Below are 18,840 nucleotides of genomic sequence, written 5' to 3' on the forward strand. Positions count from 1 at the left end.
CCATGGAGAAGGGGCGACCCCCAGGGGGAGGAGACTCACTTGGCCAGTGCTCTGCGGGCTTTACGGCGCCGTATTCTGACACCCGACACCTCCGAGACCAAGCTTTCGGTTCGTGGTTTCTACGAGAAGAACGCCGAGGCACGGGAACTGCTGGAGACCGTCGGCGAGACATTCCTCGCCGGCTACGCCTACGCGGTCGAGGCACGGACGATCGAGGAGGCCGAGGAGCGGCTGGAGCAGGTTCCCACGCAGTTCCGCGGGTTCGCCTACGAGGGCGCGGGCATGGGCTTCGCCGTCATGGACGCCCTGCCGTTCTCCAGCGGGCGCAACGTGCGCGACTGCCTCGCCGGCCGCGGCGGCGAGCACATCTACATGGTGTACGTCGGCGTCGGCTGGGCGATGGCGCGGCTGCCGAAGTTCCTCTGGTCCAAGATGTACGCCCCCGACCCGCTGCTGCGGTGGCTGGCCCTGGACGGCTACGGCTTCCACCAGGCCTACTTCCACACCGCCAAGTACGTGGACGGGCAGTACCAGGACCCCGACTTCCCGTGGCCGAAGGACGCCCCCGGGTGGTACCCCAACCACGCCATCGACCAGGGGATCGGACGCGCCCTGTGGTTCATCGGCGGCACCGACCCCGACCGCGTCACCGCGTTGATCAGGAAGTTCCCCGAGTCCCGGCACGCCGACCTGTACGCCGGGACCGGTCTGGCCGCCAGCTACGCCTGCGGCGCCCCGGAGGAGGAGCTGGTGTCCTTCCGGGACGACGCGGGTGTGTACCGCCCCAACCTCGCCCAGGGCTCGGTCTTCGCGGCCGAAGCCCGGGTCAGGGCCGGGCTGGTGGTTCCGCACACGCTGACGGCCACCCGCGTGTTCTGCGGCGTGACCCCCGAGGAGGCGGCCGGCATCAGCGCCGAGGCCCGTCCCGACCAGCCGGACCAGGGCGGTGTGCCCGCCTACGAACTGTGGCGACAGCGCATCGCCGACCGAATCGTTTCTCTTGGAGGTGTTAGCCCGTGACTGCGACCCTTGGCTGGCTGCGCAGGCAGCTGGCGGGAATCGTCGCCCTCGTGCTGGTCACGAGCGTCTTCCTGATCGCCCGCCTGCCTACCTACTCCGAGGCCGAGACGGCAGGCGTCGCGAGCAAGTACTCGTTCCAGCCCCTGTCGGTCTCGCTGCCCAGCGGTTACAAGCAGCAGACGATCCGCGAGGTGAACCAGTGGTACAAGCACATCGACGCCTGGATCTCCTCGGTCGGCGCGGCGATCGCGATGAACGACCTCGACGGTGACGGGCTCTCCAACGACCTGTGCATCGTGGACACGCGGATCGACCAGGCCGTGGTCACGCCCACCCCGGGCGTGGGCGCGACGCGGTACGCGCCGTTCGCCCTGAACCCGGGCGCGCTGCCGATGAACAGCGCCATGGCTCCGATGGGCTGCGTCCCCGGCGACTTCAACGAGGACGGCCGGCTGGATCTGCTGGTCTACCTGTGGGGCCGCACGCCGATCGTCTACCTCGCCAAGACGGGCGCGACGAAGCTGACCGCCGACTCCTACCAGGCCGTCGAGCTGGTCCCCGGCGCGAACTCGACCAACGGCAAGTACACCGGTCCGCAGTGGAACAGCAACGTCGCCACGGTCGCCGACTTCGACGGTGACGGTCACGACGACATCTTCATCGGCAACTACTTCGCCGACGGCCCGGTGCTCGACCCGAACATCGCCGGCGGCGTCCACATGAACCACTCCATGTCCGCCGCGCAGAACGGCGGCGAGAACTACTTCTTCCGCTTCACCGGGGCGACCGCGGGCGACCAGCCGACGGTCACCTACAAGTGTTTCGAGAACGTACTGCCCAAGTACGCCTCCAAGGGCTGGGAGCTGGGCGCCGGCGCCAACGACCTGGACGGCGACCTGCTGCCCGAGCTGTACCTCGCCAACGACTTCGGCGCGGACCGCATGTTCTACAACCGGTCCACTCCCGGCAACATCAAGCTCTCGCCGGTCGAGGGCGTCAGCTCGCCGCTGATCCCCAAGTCGAAGGTCGTCGGCAAGGACTCCTTCAAGGGCATGGGCGTCGACTTCGGCGACCTGAACCACGACGGCATCTACGACATGTTCGTCAGCAACATCACCACCTCGTGGGGCATCGTCGAGAGCAACTTCCAGTTCATGTCGACGGTGAAGACCCAGGAGGAGCTGCGGGCCAAGCTGCGCGAGGGCGTGGGGCCGTGGAAGGACGAGAGCGCGCCCGCGGGCACGGCCTGGTCCGGCTGGGGCTGGGACATCAAGATCGAGGACTTCAACAACAGCGGTGAGCTCGCCATCGCGCAGGCCACCGGCTTCGTGAAGGGCCAGATCGACCGCTGGCCGAACCTGCAGGAGCTGGCCACCGCGAACGACGGCATGCTGCAGAACCCCTTCTGGTGGCCGAACGCCACCGCCGGTGACGACATCGGCGGGCACCAGACGATGAAGTTCTTCGTCAAGGGCCCCGAGGGCCGCTACGTCGACATCGCCCACGAGCTCGGCATCGCCATCCCCGTGCCGACCCGCGGCATCGCCACCGGCGACGCCGACGGCGACGGCCGGCTGGACTTCGCCATGGCCCGCCAGTGGGACGAGCCGGTCTTCTACCAGAACACCAGCCCGGCCACCGGATCCTTCCTGAACCTGAAGCTGATCCGCGACGGCGAGACCGCGGGCACGCTCCCCGCCGCCGGCTCGCCGGTCACGGGCGCCCAGGTCACGGTGACGACGCCCGACGGGCGCAAGTTCATCAACCGCGTCGACGGCAGCAGCGGCCACTCCGGCAGGCGCAGCTCCGAGGTCCACATCGGGCTCGGGGACAAGGTGACCGGCCCGGTTCAGGTACGCATCTGCTGGCGCGACCGCACCGGCAAGATCCACGACGAGACCCTCCAGCTCACCCCGGGCCGGCACACGCTCACGCTCGGCCAGCAGGCCAAGGAGAAGTGACTACATGACGGACACAAAGCCGAGTGCCGGCCCGCGTCATGACCCGAAGGTCATCACGGCGCTGCGCAACTTCGCGATGTCGATCACGGTCTTCAACATCCTCGGTTACACCGTGCTCGGTTTCGAGCAGCCGTGGCTGTGGCCCTTCGTCGCCCTCGCGACCGGATACACCACGGAGATCGTCCTGGAGGCCATCGGCGCCAGGGCCGAGAAGCGCGCGCCGCGCTACAAGGGCGGCGGGGCCAAGGGCCTGATGCAGTTCCTCTACCCAGCGCACATCACCAGCCTCGCGATGAACATGCTGATCTACGTCAACGACCAGATCCTGGTCCTGATCTTCGGCATCGTCGTCGCGGTCGGCGCCAAGTGGGTGCTGCGCGCGCCGGTCAAGGGCCGCATGCGGCACTACATGAACCCGTCGAACTTCGGCATCGCCGCCATCCTGCTGGTCTTCCCCTGGGCCAGCATCGCCCCGCCGTACCACTTCACCGAGCATGTCGACACCTGGATTGACTGGTTGATCCCGGGCATCATCATCCTCGGCGGCACCATGCTGAACGGCAAGCTGACCAACCGCATGCCGCTCATCTTCGGCTGGGTGAGCATCTTCGCCCTCCAGTCGATCGTCCGGGGCATCTTCTTCGACACCTCGATCCCGGGCGCGCTCGCCATGATGACCGGCGTCGCGTTCGTGCTCTTCAGCAACTACATGATCACCGACCCGGGCACCAGCCCGTCCAAGCCGGCGTCGCAGTTCCTGTTCGGCGGCGGCGTCGCCCTGGTCTACGGCCTGATGACGGCCGTCCACATCTCCTACGCGATCTTCTTCGCCACCGCCATCGTGTGCGCCATCCGCGGCGGCTTCTTCTGGGGCCTGCACTTCGTCGACAAGGCGCGCGCGCAGCGTGAGGCCGAGGCGCTGGCCAAGGTCCCGGTAGAGAAGGTCCCGGCCACCGGGAAAGAGGTCGCTTCGGTATGACCAGGATCGCGATCGTCGGCATGGCGTGCCGGTACCCGGACGCCACCTCGCCGAGAGAGCTGTGGGAGAACGCTCTCGCCGGTCGCCGCGCCTTCCGCAGGCTTCCCGACGTGCGTATGCGGGCCGAGGATTACTACGATCCCGACCCCGCCGCGCCCGACCGGTTCTACGCCCGCACAGCGGCGGTCATCGAGGGCTACGAGTTCGACCGCATCGGTTACAAGATCGCCGGCAGCACCTACCGCTCCACCGACCTGACGCACTGGCTCGCGCTCGACATGGCGGGCCAGGCGCTGGCGGACGCGGGCTTCCCCGGGGCCGAGGGCCTCAACCGGGAGCGCACCGGAGTGGTCGTCGGCAACACCCTGACCGGTGAGTTCACCCGCGCCAACGTCATGCGGCTGCGCTGGCCGTACGTCCGGCGCACGGTCGCGGCCGCCCTCCTGGAGGAGGGCTGGGACGAGGACCGTCTGGCCACCTTCCTCGACGACCTGGAGGCGGGCTACAAGAGCCCGTTCCCCTCCATCGACGAGGACACCCTGGCCGGCGGCCTGTCCAACACCATCGCGGGCCGGATCTGCAACCACTTCGACCTCAACGGCGGCGGCTACACCGTCGACGGCGCCTGCTCCTCGTCCCTGCTCTCGGTGACCACCGCCTGCAAGGCGCTCATCGACGGCGACGTGGACGTGGCGATCGCCGGCGGCGTCGACCTGTCGATCGACCCGTTCGAGATCATCGGCTTCGCCAAGACCGGCGCGCTCGCCAAGGGCGAGATGCGGCTGTACGACCGCCACTCCAACGGCTTCTGGCCGGGCGAGGGCTGCGGAATGATCGTGCTGATGCGCGAGCCGGACGCCATCGAGGCCCGGCGGCGCGTCTACGCGAGCATCCCCGGCTGGGGCATCTCCTCCGACGGCAAGGGCGGCATGACCCGGCCCGAGGTCAGCGGCTACCAGCTCGCGCTGCGCCGCGCCTACGACCGCGCCGGGTTCGGCATCGAGACCGTCGAGCTGTTCGAGGGCCACGGCACCGGCACGGCGGTCGGCGACATGACCGAGCTGACCGCGCTGGCCAAGTCGAGGACCGAGGCCGGGCTCGGCGAGCGTCCCGCGGTCGTCACCTCCATCAAGGGGATGATCGGGCACGCCAAGGCCGCGGCCGGCGTGGCCGGCCTCATCAAGGCCGCCATGGCGGTGCACGAGCAGGTGCTGCCGCCGACCATCGGCTGCGTCGACCCGCACGAGGTGCTCACCGAGCAGCCCGAGGCCCTGCGCGCGCTGCGCAAGGCCGAGCCCTGGCCCGCGGGCGCGCCGGTGCGCGCCGGCGTCACGGCCATGGGCTTCGGCGGCATCAACACCCACGTCGTGCTGGAGAAGAGCGGCGGCGCCCGCCGCACGCCGCTCTCCACCCGCACCAAGATGATCGTCCAGTCGATCCAGGACGCCGAACTGCTCGTCGCCGACGCGGCGACGACCGAGGCGCTCCAGGAGCGGATCACCCAGCTCGCCGAGTTCGTGGCGCAGGTCTCCTACGGCCAGCTCGGCGACCTGGCGGCGACGCTGCAGTCGGAGCTGCGCGACCTGCCCTACCGGGCCGCGGTCGTGGTGACCTCTCCGGAGGACGCCGAGCGGCAGCTCCGCAAGGTGCTGGAGACGCTGGAAGCCGGAGAGAGCACGCTGTCCTCGCCGGACGGCCGCGCCTTCCTCGGCCACGTCGACGGCCCCGGGCGCGTCGGCTACCTGTTCCCCGGCCAGGGGTCCGGGCGCGGCACCAGCGGCGGCGCGCTGCGCCGGCGCTTCGCCGACGTCGAGGAGATCTACGTCCAGGCCGCGCTGCCCACCAGCGGCGACATGGTCGCGACGGCGGTCGCCCAGCCCCGCATCGTCACCGGCTCGCTGGCCGGCATGCGCGCGCTCTCCCTGCTGGGAGTCGAGGCGGACGTCGCGCTCGGCCACAGCCTGGGCGAGCTTTCGGCCCTGCAGTGGTCCGGCGCGATGGACGAGCAGGGGCTGCTGCGCGTCGCGGGTTACCGCGGCCAGGCCATGACCGAGCACAGCGAGTCGGGCACCATGGCCGGCGTCCGCGCCGCGCCTGAGGCGGTCGCCGAGCTGCTCACCGGCCTTCCCGTGGTGATCGCGGGATACAACGGCCCGGAGCAGACGGTCATCGCCGGCCCGGTCGACGCGATCGAGGCCGTGGCGGCCAAGGCCGCCGGGGTCGGCGTGACCGTCACGCGGCTGCCGGTGTCCCACGCCTTCCACTCCCCGCTGGTCGCCCCGGCGGCCGAGGCGCTCGGCGAGCACCTCTCGGGCGAGGAGTTCGGGCCGATCGAGCGGCGGGTGGTCTCCACGGTCACCGGCCAGGTGCTCCGGCCGGACACCGACATCTCGGCGCTGCTGCGCCGCCAGATCACCGACCCGGTGCTGTTCACCCAGGCCGTGCAGCTCGCGGCCAAGGACATCGACCTGTTCATCGAGGTCGGCCCGGGCCGCGTGCTCAGCCAGCTCGCCTCCGGGGTCACCTCGGTGCCCGCGGTCGCGCTGGACACCGACGACGAGTCGCTGACCGGGCTGCTGCGGGTCGCCGCGGCCGCCTACGTCAACGGCGTCCCGGTGCTGCTGGACGAGCTGCTGCACGGGCGGCTCATCCGCCCGCTGCGGGTCGGCCAGGAGTTCACCTTCTTCGCCAGCCCCACCGAGTCGGCCCCGGCCGTCCGGATCAAGGGCGGCGCCCGCAGGACCGAGGAGCCCGCGCGGACCGGCGGCGACGCCGGCGGCGGCTCCGAGGAGCCGATCGGGTCGAGTGTGGAGCTGCTGCGCCGGCTGGCCGCCGAGCGTGCGGAGCTGCCGCTGGAGATGGTCCGCGAGGACAGCAGGCCACTGGACGAGCTGCACCTCAGCTCGGTCACGGTCATGCACATCATCGACCAGGCCACCCAGCGGCTGGGCATCTCCGCGGCGCAGGCGCCGACCAACCTCGCCACCGCGAGCCTTCGCGAGCTGGCCGACGCGCTCGACGCCATCGCCCGCGACAACCAGGGCGGCGGCAAGTCGTCGGCGTCCCTGGTGGCCGGGGCGGCGCCCTGGGCCCGCGCGTTCGCCCTCGACTACGACGCGACCCCGCTTCCCGCGCGGGCCGCGCCGGCCGAGAGCGGCCACTGGCAGGTGTTCGCGCCCGGAGAGTCCGCGATCGCCGAGCCGCTGCGGCGGGCCCTGGAGCAGGAGCGCGTCGGTTCCGGCGTGCTGGTGTGCCTGCCCGATGACTGCCTGGAGGAGCACCTGGAGCAGGCGCTGATCGGCGCGAAGACCGCCATCGGCGGCGCGCCGGGCAGCCGCTTCGTCCTGGTGCAGCACGGCCGCGGCGCGGCCGGGCTCGCCAAGACGCTGCAACTGGAGGCGCCGCACCTGCGCGTCACCATCGTGCACGTGCCGGCGACGCCCGAAGCGGTCGGCCGCGTCGTGGCCGAGGTGGCCGCGACCGCCGAGTACGCCGAGGTCGTCTACGACGCCGAAGGCGTGCGGCGGATCCCCACGATGCGGGCGATGCCCGTCAAGCAGGTCCACACCCGGCAGCCGCTGGACGAGTCCGACGTGCTGCTGGTCACCGGCGGCGGCAAGGGCATCACCGCCGAGTGCGCCCTGGCCGTGGCGATCGACACCGGCACCAAGCTCGCGGTGCTCGGCCGGTCGGCTCCGGCCGACGACCAGGAGCTGTCGGACAACCTGCGGCGCATGGCCGACGCCGGCATCACGGTGCACTACGCCCGTGCCGACGTCACCGACGCCGAGCAGATCCGCCGCGCGGTCGCCGAGGTGGAGGCGGCCCTCGGGCCGGTCACCGGAGTGCTGCACGGCGCCGGCCGCAACGAGCCCGCCGGCCTGTCCACGCTCGACATGAGCGCCTTCCGCCGCACCTTCGCCCCGAAGATCGACGGTCTGCGCAACGTGCTGGACGCCGTCCAGCAGGACCGGCTGCGCCTGCTGGTCACGTTCGGCAGCATCATCGGCCGGGCCGGCCTGCACGGCGAGGCGCACTACTCGACGGCGAACGACTGGCTGGCCGAGCTCACCCGCGACGTCGCCGAGACCCACCCGCAGTGCCGCAGCATCTGCATGGAGTGGTCGGTCTGGTCCGACGTCGGCATGGGCGAGCGGCTGTCGGTGGTCGACGGCCTCGCGCGCAAGGGCATCAGCCCCATCTCGCCCGAGCAGGGCGTGCAGATCATGCGGCGCCTGGTCGCCGACCCCGACGCGCCCACCGTCGTGGTGATCAGCGGTCGCACCGAGGGCATCGACACCGTCCGGTACGACCTGCCGGACCTGCCGCTGCGCCGGTTCATCGAGAAGCCGCTGGTGCGCTACCACGGCGTCGAGCTCGTCACCGAGGTCGAGATGAACGCCGGCACCGATCTGTACCTGGCCGACCACCTCCTGGACGGCAACCTGCTCTTCCCCGCCGTCTTCGGCATGGAGGCCATGGCCCAGGTCGTCTCCGCGGTCACCGGGAAGGACACCGTCCCGGTGATCGAGGAGGCCGAGTTCATGCGGCCGATCATCGTCCCGCCGGACGGCAGCACCACGATCCGGATCGCCGCCACCGTCACCGACGACGACGTGGTGGAGGTGACCATCCGGAGCGCCGAGACGGGCTTCGACGTGGAGCACTTCCGCGCGCGGCTCCGGGTCGACGGCGAGAGCATCCCGGAGGGCCCGCCCAACCAGACGGGCGAGGGCCTGCCCCCGGTGCCGCTGGACCCGGACGCGGAGCTGTACGGAGACGTGCTGTTCCAGGGCGGCCGGTTCCACCGCCTGCGCCGCTACCACCGCGGCGCGGCACGCCACGTCGACGCCGACGTGGCGGCGCTGGACGCCCGCGACTGGTTCGCCGGGTTCCTGTCCGGCGAGCTGCTCCTGGGCGACCCGGGCATGCGCGACGCGCTCATGCACGGCAACCAGGTCTGCGTGCCCGACGCCACGCTGCTCCCGGTCGGGATCGAGCGGATCTACCCGGGCGGGGCCAAGCTGGCCGAGGCGGGCGAGGTGCGCTACTGCGCCACCGAGCGCAGCCGCGACGGCGACACCTACATCTACGACATCGCGGTGCGCACCAGCGCCGGCGAGATCGTGGAGCGCTGGGAGGGCCTGCGCCTCCAGGCGGTGCGCAAGAAGGACGGGCGAGGGCCGTGGGTCACCCCGCTGCTCGGCTCCTACCTTGAGCGGACGCTGGAGGACCTGGTCGGCACCCGCGTGGCGGTCGCCGTGGAGCCGCATCTGGACGGCGCCGACGGCGAGGCCGAGCGGAAGGCCCGCACGGACGTGACCGCGGGGCGCGCCGTCGGTCACCCGGTCGACATCCGACACCTGCCGGACGGGCGGCTGGAGATCGACGGAGGCCGGGCCGTCTCGGCGTCCCACGGAGCCGGGGTCACCCTGGTCACCGTGGCGCCCGGAACGGTCGGCTGCGACGTCCGCCCGGTGGGCGAGGCGTCCGCCATCAAGGGAGCGCTCGGGGCGCACGCGCCGCTGGCCGAGCAGGTCGGCGCGCAGACCGGCGAGGGGCCGGACACCGCGGCGACGCGCGTGCTGGCCGCCGTGCAGTGCCTGCGCGGAGCCGGCCTGCTGCCCACCGCCCCCCTCACGCTCACCCCGGCGCAGCGGGACGCCTGGACGGTCTTCACCTCGGGCCGTCTGCGCATCGCGACGCTGGTCACGACCCTGCGGGACGCCCCGGGGCCGGTCGTGTTCGCCGTCCTCACGGAAGGGAGGCCGTAGCCCCATGAGCAAGTACTACGAGTACCAGCACACGGTCGGCTTCGAAGAGACCAACATCGTCGGCAACGTCTACTACGTCAACTACCTGCGCTGGCAGGGCCGCTGCCGGGAGATGTTCCTCAAGCAGCGCGCCCCCGAGGTGCTCGCCGACCTCCAGGACGACCTGAAGCTGTTCACGCTCAAGGTCGACTGCGAGTTCTTCGCCGAGATCACCGCCTTCGACGAGCTGTCCATCCGGATGCGTCTCATCGACCTCGCGCAGACCCAGGTCGAGTTCGGCTTCGACTACGTCCGGCTCGACCCGGACGACCGGGAGACGCTGATCGCCCGCGGGCGGCAGCGTGTCGCCTGCATGCGCGGCCCCAACACCCGCACCGTCCCCGCCAGGGTGCCCGATGCCCTGATCAGGGCCCTCGAGCCGTACACCGCGTAGGCGACGGCGCAGAACGTGAGGAGGGCAGCGTGACAGTCGAGAACCCAGAACCTCGCCACGAGGATCCGAAGATGTTGCGGCGGGCGTTCGGATCGTTCGCCACCGGGGTCACCGTCGTGACGACCGGCGGCCCGGTGCCGCACGCCATGACCGCCAACTCCTTCACCTCGGTCTCGTTGGAGCCGCCGCTCGTGCTGATCTGCGTCGACCGCGGCGCGCTGATGCACGAGCACCTCACCTCGAACGGCTACTTCGGGGTGTCGGTTCTGGCATCGCACCAGGAGGGCGTGGCGATGCACTTCGCCAATCGCTGGCGGACCCTGGGGGCGGCCCAGTTCGACGAGGTCGACTGGACGCCCGGCCGGACGACCGGCGTGCCGATGCTCGACGGCACGCTGGCCAGCTTCGAGTGCGAACTGTGGCGCACCTACGACGGCGGCGACCACACCATCTTCATCGGGAGGATCGTGTCCCTGCACCAGCAGACCGACAGGGATGCCCTGCTGGTCTTCAAGGGACGGTTCCGTGAGATCAGTCCCGACTGGACCGAGGTGAGCGCATGACCGTCACGGGACGGCGCTCCAAGGCCGGGGCGGCGGGATCCGCCGCCCCCGGCCCCCGCCGGACGCCGCCGGGACCGCCCTTCTGGGCGGGCCCGGCCCTGTTCAGGAAGCTGGTCTCCGACCGGCTCGGCCTGATGAGCCTGGCCGCGACGTACGGCGACGCGGCCCGGCTGTCCATCGGCCCGAAGAAGATGTACTTCTTCAACCACCCCGACACCGCCAAGTACGTCCTCGCGGACAACGCCTCGAACTACCACAAGGGCGTCGGGCTGGTGCAGGCGCGTCGTGCGATCGGCGACGGCCTGCTCACCAGCGAGGGCGAGCTGTGGCGCAAGCAGCGCCGGATGATCCAGCCGGTGTTCCAGAACAAGCGCATCTCGCAGATGGCCGGCATCGTCGCCGACGAGGCGGCGGGGCTGGTCGACCGGCTGCGGGCGCACCGCGGCGGCGGTCCGGTGGACATCGTCCAGGAGATGACCGGGCTCAGCCTCGGCGTGCTCGGGCGAACCCTGCTGGACGCCGACCTCGGCGCCTTCGACCAGATCGGGCACTCGTTCGAGGCCGTGCAGGACCAGGCCATGTTCGAGATGGTGTCGCTGAGCATGGTGCCGATGTGGGTGCCGCTGCCCAAGCAGCTCCGCTTCCGCCAGGCCCGCGCCGAGCTGCAGCGGATCGTCGACCACCTGGAGGCGGGCCGCACGCAGGGCGCCGCGGACGGTGACGACGTGGTGTCCCGGCTCATCGTGTCCACCCGCCAGGAGGCCGACCCGCGCGTCGGCCGCAAGCGGATGCGCGACGAGCTGGTCACGCTGCTGCTCGCCGGCCACGAGACGACGGCCAGCACGCTGGCGTGGACGTTCTCGCTGGTCGACAAGCACCCCGAGGTGCGCGAGCGGCTGCACGCCGAGGCGGTCGAGGTGCTGGGGGACCGGCTTCCGGTCTTCGAGGACCTGCACCGGCTGCGGTACACCTCGATGGTCGTGGAGGAGGTCATGCGGCTGTATCCGCCGGTGTGGATGCTGCCGCGCGAGGCGCAGGCCGACGACGAGGTCGGCGGCTACCACGTGCCCAAGGGCTCCGACGTGCTCATCAGCCCGTACACGCTGCACCGGCACCCGGAGTTCTGGGACCGGCCCGAGCGGTTCGACCCCGACAGGTTCGACCCGGACCTGCCGAGGACCCGGCCGAGGTACGCGCACATCCCGTTCGGCGCCGGGCCCCGGTTCTGCGTCGGCAACCACCTCGGCATGATGGAGGCCACGTTCGTGATCGCCATGATCGCGCGTGACCTGCGACTGGTCACGGTGCCGGGCCACCGGGTGGTGGCGGAGCCCATGCTCTCGCTGCGCATCCGCGGCGGGCTTCCGATGACCGTGCACCCGGCCGTCAGCCCCAGGGTGCGGAGCCGGGCCGCCACGGGCGCCGCCTCGGGGTGACCCCGGAGCTCCCATGTCAGTGACGGGCAGGCGCCTCGGCGGCGCCTGCCCGTCGGCGTCAGGAGGCCATGAGGCCCGCGCGGCCCCGGCCCCTCGGGCCGGGCACGCCGGAAGGCCCCCCGGCGGTGGCCGGGGGGCCTTCTGGAGACGACGTCAGTGGACGGGCTGGACGGACGCCCTGGCCAGCACGTCCCGCAGGGCCAAAAGCACCGGCGGGTCGAGCGGGCGCATCGGCCGCAGTTGCACGTCGGCCAGCCGGGTGCCGTAGCCCTGCTTGATGCTGATCGGCCCGTGGCGCCCGACGCACACCGCCTCGTCGCCGCCCGGGGCGTGGTTCATCGCGTCCTCCCGGCCGGCGGCGACCGACTGGGCGATGAGGTGCCACTCGCCCTGGGGTACGTCCTCAAGGACGTAGGGGCCGGGCCGGTCCAGGACCGTGTACCGCACGGGCCGGCCTTCGAGAATTCGGTCGGGGAAAAGGCCGGCGAAGACGGGCCGGTCCTCCAGGGGAGAGGAGATGTCGCCGTGGACCGTGAACGAGGAGCCGTCGCGGAAGCCGTTCATGGAACCGTTGAGCGGCATCTGCGGCGCGATGCTCTCGAGCTGCCGGTACTTGGTCGGCGACAGGCCGACGCTGCTGGTGAAACGCGAGCTGAAGGTGCCGACGCTGGAATAGCCCACACGGTGGCTGATGTCGGTGACGGTCAGGGAGGTCGAGGCCAGCAGGCGCTTGGCCTCCTGGAGCCGCACCGCCGACAGGAACCGGCCGGGTGACAGGCCGGTCACCCGCTGGAAGACGCGGGAGAAATGGAATTTGCTGAACATCGCCGTGCGTGCCATGTCGTTGATCGTGATCTGCTCGCTGAGGTTCTCGTGCATGCTCATGACCACACGCATGACCGCTTGCTCGAGTTCCTTCTCCATTGCTCCTCCCGCGCTTCGGAGGGGGGTCCGCATCAGCCCGAGATCAGCAAGGCGTAGGAATGTCGAGCAACGTGCTCAAAGCTCGCATTCGCCTCACGAATGAAAGGGCCACTGCACGTCCCCCGCGCGAGAGCTCGTCATCGCGAGCCTTCGCCATCTGTGCACACTCCATGGAAATCAATTAATCCCGCCCGCCCAAGGTGTGAAATTCGGGAAACGCCCGACGCCACATCGGCAGCACGGGGCCGATGCCATCAGAATTAGCTCTCGCGCGTCCTGCGACAACCCCTATCGGCCCCCTGCCTGCGGATATCCGCATTCGGGCGCCCCGTGAATCGTCAAGGCCAATCCCGCTCAAAGGACCCCGCGCATACCCCGGTCCATTCGGAGGGCAACGCAGAAGATGCGGCGGGACGGCGGGCGCGCCGACGATGAGAGGCGACAGCAGCCGACCTTGACGCGTGAGGAATACGCCTATGCCGTCGCCAACTCCAGACGAAGAGCTGCAGGCCAGGACGATGACGCTGGAGGCTTTCGCGGACACGATCGTCCCGGGTGAGAAGCGGTCACCGGACGACAGGGCCGTCGCGGGCGCCTCCCACGGGGGCGGCGCGGTGGCGGCGGGCGCCATCGAGCTGCTGGAGTGGGACGCCACCGGGGTCCACGATGGGCTGGACTGGTTCGCGAGCGCGCTGAACGACCACGCGCGCGCCTACGCGACCGAGCACGGCCTCGCCCCCGACGAGACGGTCCCCCCGTTCGTCGCGCTCGGCTTCGAGCACCGCACCGCCCTGGTGCAGAAGCTCACCCTGCCCGGCCATCCCGAGAAGCCCCTGTGGGTCAGCCTCGCGCTGTTCAGCAACATGGCCTACGACTCGGCCGCGCACATGCACACCGCGGACGCGCTGGCCGCCGGGCACCCGGGGCTGATCGCGATGGGCATCGAGCGGCCCGACCCCGACGGCCTGTGGCGGTTCCCGGAGTTCTCCTACGGCCGCAAGCTGGCCAACCTGCACCCGGACACGACCTCCACAGGGAGCCCCGCATGACCGGCATCGAGCGCACGGACGTCCTGGTCATCGGAAGCGGCTTCGGCGGCGCGATCGCGGCCTACCACCTGGCCGCCGGCGGCGCCAAGGTCGTGATCCTGGAGCGCGGGCCGTGGCTGACCGGCAAGGACTTCGACCACGACTTCAAGCTCGGCTCGTCCTACACCCGGGCGTTCGACTTCACCGTCGGCGACGGCATGAGCATCCTGGGCGGCAACTGCGTGGGCGGCGGCAGCGTCGTCTACTTCGCGGCGATGCCCCGCGCCCCGCGCTTCGTCTTCGAGCGCCACGGCAGCATCGGGCGCAGGATGTGGCCGGCGGCCATCAACCGCGACACCCTCGACCCCTGGTACGACCGGGTGGCCGAGTCGATCCCGATCAGCCAGCAGACCTGGAGCGACGTCCCCTACGCGGGCGGGCTGTGGGCGGCGGCGTGCAACCACGCCGGCCGCACCGCCAACCCCGTCCCGGCGGCGATCGACCTCAGCAAGTGCGTGAACTGCAACTGGATGATGGCGGGCTGCCGCTTCGACGCCAAGAAGTCGCTGCTCTTCACGTACCTGCCGGCGGCGGTCGCGCACGGCGCGGAGATCCGCCCGCTGCACGAGGTGCAGAAGATCCACCGGACCTCCGACGGCGGCTACCGCGTCGACTACGACCACATCGACGGCGAGGACTACCGCATCCGCGGCGAGAGCGGGTCGATCGAGGCCAAGATCATCATCGTGGCCGCCGGCGCCGGCGCCACGCCGGTCATCCTGCAGCGCAGCGAGGACACCCTCGGCAAGATGCCGCGCGCGGTGGGCCGGTACTTCTCCGGCAACGGCGAGCGGCTCAACACCGCCATCCTCAACGAGGACAAGGTGCGCGACGTGCTCGGCCTGACCCGCGGCGACGGCCTGGCCTACGAGGCCAACCAGATCGGCAAGGGCCCGGTCGTGGCGAGCTGGGACCGCCTGGACGGCTCGCTGCCGGAGTACTCCCGCTTCTCCCTGGAGCAGCTCTACTTCCCGCCCGGCCTCGGCACCATCCTGGCGCAGGTCCCCGGCATGGACGGCATCAGCTGGTTCGGCAAGGACAAGAAGGAGATCCTCAAGCGCTGGCGCTCCTGGCTGATCATCTTCCAGATGACCGAGGACGACAACGAGGGCGTGTTCGGCCCGCCCCCCGCCAAGGGCAACGCCGACCGGCTCTCCCAGCAGATGCTCGGCCTCGGGCCGCTGAAGTACGACCCCACCCCCAACACCCTGCGCGGCTGGGCCGAGGCGGACGCCGAGGTCAAGGACATCCTCGAACGCGACGGGATCGCCGAGGTGGCGGCCTGGACCAACGACGTGGTGGGCGCCTACACCGTGCACCCGCTGGCGTCCTGCCGCATCGGCGACGACCCGGAGACGTCCGCGCTGACCGACGGCAACGAGCTGCGCGGCCACCCCGGCATCTTCGTCACCGACGGCTCCTCCGTGCCGGGCGCCCTGACCGTCAACCCGGCCATGACGATCTCCGCGCTCGCCGAGCGCGCCATTCCCGGCATCGTGCGCGCCGCGCAGGAGCGGGGCGTGGACGTCAAGTACGGCGCCCCGGCGCCGGACGGATCCACCAGCGGGCGGCGCGGCGTTCAGGACCTGCTGCCGACCCTGACGCGCGGCTAGGGGAGCGGGCGATGGGCAGGCTTCTCGCACGGATGACGTTGCCGGGCACGATCGGCCAGGTGCGCCACGTCACCGCCGTGCGCCCGAGCGCGGCGGGCGAGCTGGTGACACGGGTGTACGCCCAGGTCGAGCGGGACTTCGGCATGCTGGCACCGCCCGTGCTCCTGCACTCGCCCGCCCCGGAGGTGCTCGCGGCCTCCTGGACGACGCTGCGGGAGACCCTCCTGGCCGGCGGGCACGCCGGCCGGGCGCTCAAGGAGACGGTGGCCTCCTCCGTCTCCCTGGGCAACGCCTGCCCGTACTGCGTCGACGTGCACAAGGCCACCCTCGACGGCCTGGTGCGGGGAGGCGACGCCCTGGACGCCGCCTCTCCGGCCACCCGCGAGATCGCGGCCTGGGCGCAGGCGAGCGGCGTGCGCGGGGACGCCGCGCGGCACGCGCCGCCGATGTCACCCGGGCTGGCCTCGGAGCTGGTCGGGGTGGCGGCGACCTTCCACTACCTGAACCGCATGGTCAACGTGTTCCTGGGGGACTCGCCGCTGCCGCCGGAGGTGCCCAACCGGGCACGCGCGCTCCTGCTGCGGGTGTTCGGCCTGGTCATGCGCCCGGCGGCCCGCAAGGCGGGCACCCCCGGCGCGTCGCTGACCCTGCTGCCGGCCGTCCCCGCCCCGGCCGACCTGGCCTGGGCCGAGGCCGCGCCGCACGTGCACGGCGCGTTCACCCGCGCGGCCGCCGCCGTCGACGCCGCCGGCGCGCGCTCGATCCCCGCGCCCGTGCGTGAGCTGGTCACCGCCGAGCTGGCCGCCTGGGACGGCACCCCGCGCGGGCCGAGCCGCGCGTGGGCCGCCGACGCGGTGGCCGGGCTGCCGACCTACCACCGCCCGGCCGCCCGCCTGGCCCTGCTCACCGCGATGGCCTCCTACCAGGCCGACGCGGCCGTCGTCGACGCCTTCCGCGCCGACACCCCGGGCGACCGCGAGCTGATCGAACTGACCTCCTGGTCGGCGATGTCCGCCGCCCGCCGCATAGCGACCTGGATCCCGGTCGCCACCCCGCCGGCGGACACCCGTCTCGCCACGCACCCCTGACCGCCGCCGAGGCGAGGAGATCGATATGAGCAAACTGGTGATCATCCTGGCGAGCACCAGGCCGGGCCGCGTCGGGCTGCCCGTGGCGCTGTGGATCGACGCGCTCGCCAGGGAGCACGGCGGGTTCGAGGAGGTCGAGCTGGTCGACCTCGCCGAGCGGAACCTGCCGTTCATGGACGAGCCGAACCACCCCCGGCTGCGGCAGTACGTCCACCAGCACACGCTGGACTGGAGCGCCACGGTCGACGGGGCGGACGCCTTCCTGTTCGTCATGCCGGAGTACAACCACGGGTACAGCGCCCCGCTGAAGAACGCCATCGACTTCCTGCACCAGGAGTGGTGCTACAAGCCGGTCGGGCTCGTCAGCTACGGCGCCGTCGCCGCCGGCACCAGGGCCGCGCAGATGATCAAGCAGGTCGTCACCACGCTCAAGATGACCCCGCTCACCGACGCGGTCTCCATCCCCTTCGTCACCCAGCTCGTGGGCGAGGACGGCACCCTCTCCCCGAACGACGTCATGCTGTCGTCGGCCAAGGCCATGCTCGACGAGCTCAAGCGCGTCAGCCAGGCACTGCTCCCCCTGCGCCTGCCCGCCTGACGACCGCGCCCGACCCCCCACGGGCTCCGCGCCCGGTCCCGGCCGCCGCCGAGCTGGTCAGCTCGCTCGTTCAAAGGCGGCCGGACCGGGATCAGCTGCGCAGCAGGGGCAGGCGCAACAGCAACCGCGCTCCATGGGAGGAGCCCGCGGGATCGACGGCCTCCAGCGTGCCGCCGTGCGCCTGCGCGATCTGACGGGCGATGGGCAACCCCAGACCCGTGCCGCCGGGGTCGCTGCGGCGGGCGTCGGAGCGGCGGAAGAATCGGCGGAAGACCGCCTCCCTGTCGGCGTGGGGGATGCCGGGCCCGTCGTCGGTCACCTCCACGACCGCCTGATCGCCGTGGGCGCGCACCGTCACCTCCAGGCGAGAGCGGGCGTGGCGTTCGGCGTTGGCCAGCAGGTTGCCCACCAGGCGGCCGAGCTGGACCGCCGAGCCCTGGACCAGAACGCCGGCGTCCAGGCACGTGGCGGTGGTGATCGAGGTGATCGTCGCCTGTCGGTGGTGCAGTTCCCTTCTCACCAGGCGGGCCAGGTCGACCGGCTCGGCGTCGGCGGGCGCGCAGGCCTCCAGCCGGGCCAGCTCCAGCAGGTCGCCGACGATGTCCCCCAGGCGCTCGGCGTCGTCAAGGGCGGCCAGCAGGCTCTGGCGGGCGTCGGCCGCGGGGTCGGCGAGGGCGACCTGCAGGCGGGTCTGCAGCCCGGTGATCGGGCCGCGCAGGTCGTGGGAGGTGTCGGCGAGGGCCTGTTGCTGATGTCGCATCGCCATGCGCAGTTCCCGCACCGTGCGGCGTTCCCTCGCCTCGCCGCGGCGCAGCCGCTGGTTGACCTCGTGCAGCTGGTCCGCCTGTGCGAACAGTTGGGCCTCGATCGCCGCCATGTGCGCCAGGGCCGCGTCGGCCGTGACCGGCAGTCCCCTCCTGCTCATCTGCTGGACGAAGGCGGTCACCTCCTGGGGCAGGTTGACCACGCCGCACGCCTGCCCCTGCCCGTCCAGCAACGGAGCGTTGGTGATGTTCCAGTACCGCTCCTGCACATCTCCCGGCCTGCCGGGAACCTCCATGTCATAGCGCTGCAACGGCATGATGTCGACCGCGGCCGTGCTCAAAACCCGTTGCATCGAAAGCCGCAGCGCCTCCCCCTGGGAGGTCGACGGGCCGCCGGGAAAGACATCCAGCAGGTAACGGCCGCTGATCTCCTGGCGCGAACGGCTCGTCAGCCGCTCGAAGGCCTGGTTGGCCGCGGAGTAGACCAACTCCGGCGACAACAGCGACAACGCCGCCGGTGCCGCTTGGAAGACCGCGGCGTAGTCGGGTCCGGCCATCTCCAGTCCCCTTCGGTCGATCGGCTCTGGCTGCGCGGGCCG

Annotated in this window: 13 protein-coding genes; 11 read left to right on the forward strand and 2 right to left on the reverse strand. The window is 71.4% G+C overall.

Annotated features, from left to right (window positions below):
• Nucleotides 1-39: 39 nt before the first annotated feature.
• Genes PYR91_RS23320 through PYR91_RS23350 form a run of 7 tightly spaced genes read left to right on the forward strand, consistent with a single transcriptional unit; the run spans nucleotide 40 to nucleotide 12,166 of the window.
• Nucleotides 40-1,020, forward strand: a complete 981-nt coding sequence (locus PYR91_RS23320; protein ID WP_279782768.1) for a DUF1702 family protein — start codon at nucleotides 40-42, stop codon at nucleotides 1,018-1,020.
• The gene (locus tag PYR91_RS23325) at nucleotides 1,017-2,981 is read left to right on the forward strand and encodes a CRTAC1 family protein (RefSeq protein WP_279782770.1); all 1,965 of its coding nucleotides are present in this window, start codon (nucleotides 1,017-1,019) and stop codon (nucleotides 2,979-2,981) included. The genes PYR91_RS23320 and PYR91_RS23325 overlap by 4 nt, the downstream gene beginning before the upstream one ends.
• Nucleotides 2,982-2,985: 4 nt before the next feature.
• A complete protein-coding gene (locus PYR91_RS23330; protein WP_279782772.1) occupies nucleotides 2,986-3,960 on the forward strand; it encodes an enediyne biosynthesis protein in 975 nt (324 codons plus the stop codon).
• Entirely contained in the window at nucleotides 3,957-9,734 is a 5,778-nt protein-coding gene (locus PYR91_RS23335) for a type I polyketide synthase (protein ID WP_279782774.1), read from the forward strand. Before PYR91_RS23330 ends, PYR91_RS23335 begins: the two co-directional genes overlap by 4 nt.
• Nucleotides 9,735-9,738: 4 nt before the next feature.
• Nucleotides 9,739-10,167 carry an acyl-CoA thioesterase gene (locus tag PYR91_RS23340; RefSeq protein ID WP_279782776.1) on the forward strand — a complete coding sequence of 143 codons (429 nt, stop codon included), beginning with the start codon at nucleotides 9,739-9,741 and terminating at the stop codon, nucleotides 10,165-10,167.
• A gap of 29 nt (nucleotides 10,168-10,196) precedes the next feature.
• Nucleotides 10,197-10,730 carry a flavin reductase family protein gene (locus tag PYR91_RS23345; protein ID WP_279782778.1) on the forward strand — a complete coding sequence of 178 codons (534 nt, stop codon included), beginning with the start codon at nucleotides 10,197-10,199 and terminating at the stop codon, nucleotides 10,728-10,730.
• Nucleotides 10,727-12,166, forward strand: coding sequence for a cytochrome P450 (locus PYR91_RS23350; protein WP_279782780.1), 1,440 nt, complete (start codon nucleotides 10,727-10,729; stop codon nucleotides 12,164-12,166). Before PYR91_RS23345 ends, PYR91_RS23350 begins: the two co-directional genes overlap by 4 nt.
• Before the next feature lie 153 nt (nucleotides 12,167-12,319).
• On the opposite strand, the gene PYR91_RS23355 is transcribed toward PYR91_RS23350, so the two are convergent.
• Nucleotides 12,320-13,090, reverse strand: a complete 771-nt coding sequence (locus PYR91_RS23355; RefSeq protein WP_279782782.1) for an AraC family transcriptional regulator — start codon at nucleotides 13,088-13,090, stop codon at nucleotides 12,320-12,322.
• A gap of 476 nt (nucleotides 13,091-13,566) precedes the next feature.
• On the opposite strand from PYR91_RS23355, the gene PYR91_RS23360 reads away from it, so the two are divergent.
• The 4 genes from PYR91_RS23360 to PYR91_RS23375 are packed head-to-tail and all read left to right on the forward strand — an operon-like array spanning nucleotide 13,567 to nucleotide 17,477.
• Nucleotides 13,567-14,139 carry a DUF5987 family protein gene (locus tag PYR91_RS23360; RefSeq protein WP_279782784.1) on the forward strand — a complete coding sequence of 191 codons (573 nt, stop codon included), beginning with the start codon at nucleotides 13,567-13,569 and terminating at the stop codon, nucleotides 14,137-14,139.
• Nucleotides 14,136-15,791, forward strand: coding sequence for a GMC family oxidoreductase (locus tag PYR91_RS23365; protein WP_279782786.1), 1,656 nt, complete (start codon nucleotides 14,136-14,138; stop codon nucleotides 15,789-15,791). Before PYR91_RS23360 ends, PYR91_RS23365 begins: the two co-directional genes overlap by 4 nt.
• An 11-nt stretch (nucleotides 15,792-15,802) precedes the next feature.
• Complete coding sequence (locus PYR91_RS23370; protein WP_279782787.1) at nucleotides 15,803-16,879, forward strand: carboxymuconolactone decarboxylase family protein; 1,077 nt, start codon at nucleotides 15,803-15,805, stop codon at nucleotides 16,877-16,879.
• A 25-nt stretch (nucleotides 16,880-16,904) separates the two neighbouring features.
• The gene (locus tag PYR91_RS23375; RefSeq protein ID WP_279782789.1) at nucleotides 16,905-17,477 is read left to right on the forward strand and encodes an NAD(P)H-dependent oxidoreductase; all 573 of its coding nucleotides are present in this window, start codon (nucleotides 16,905-16,907) and stop codon (nucleotides 17,475-17,477) included.
• A 91-nt stretch (nucleotides 17,478-17,568) separates the two neighbouring features.
• On the opposite strand, the gene PYR91_RS23380 is transcribed toward PYR91_RS23375, so the two are convergent.
• On the reverse strand, nucleotides 17,569-18,798 hold the full coding sequence (locus tag PYR91_RS23380) for a PAS domain-containing sensor histidine kinase (RefSeq protein WP_279782792.1): 1,230 nt from the start codon (nucleotides 18,796-18,798) through the stop codon (nucleotides 17,569-17,571).
• Nucleotides 18,799-18,840 lie beyond the last annotated feature (42 nt).

The organism is Sphaerisporangium sp. TRM90804 (genome assembly GCF_029846175.1).
In the GTDB taxonomy this organism is placed as follows: Bacteria; Actinomycetota; Actinomycetes; order Streptosporangiales; family Streptosporangiaceae; genus Sphaerisporangium.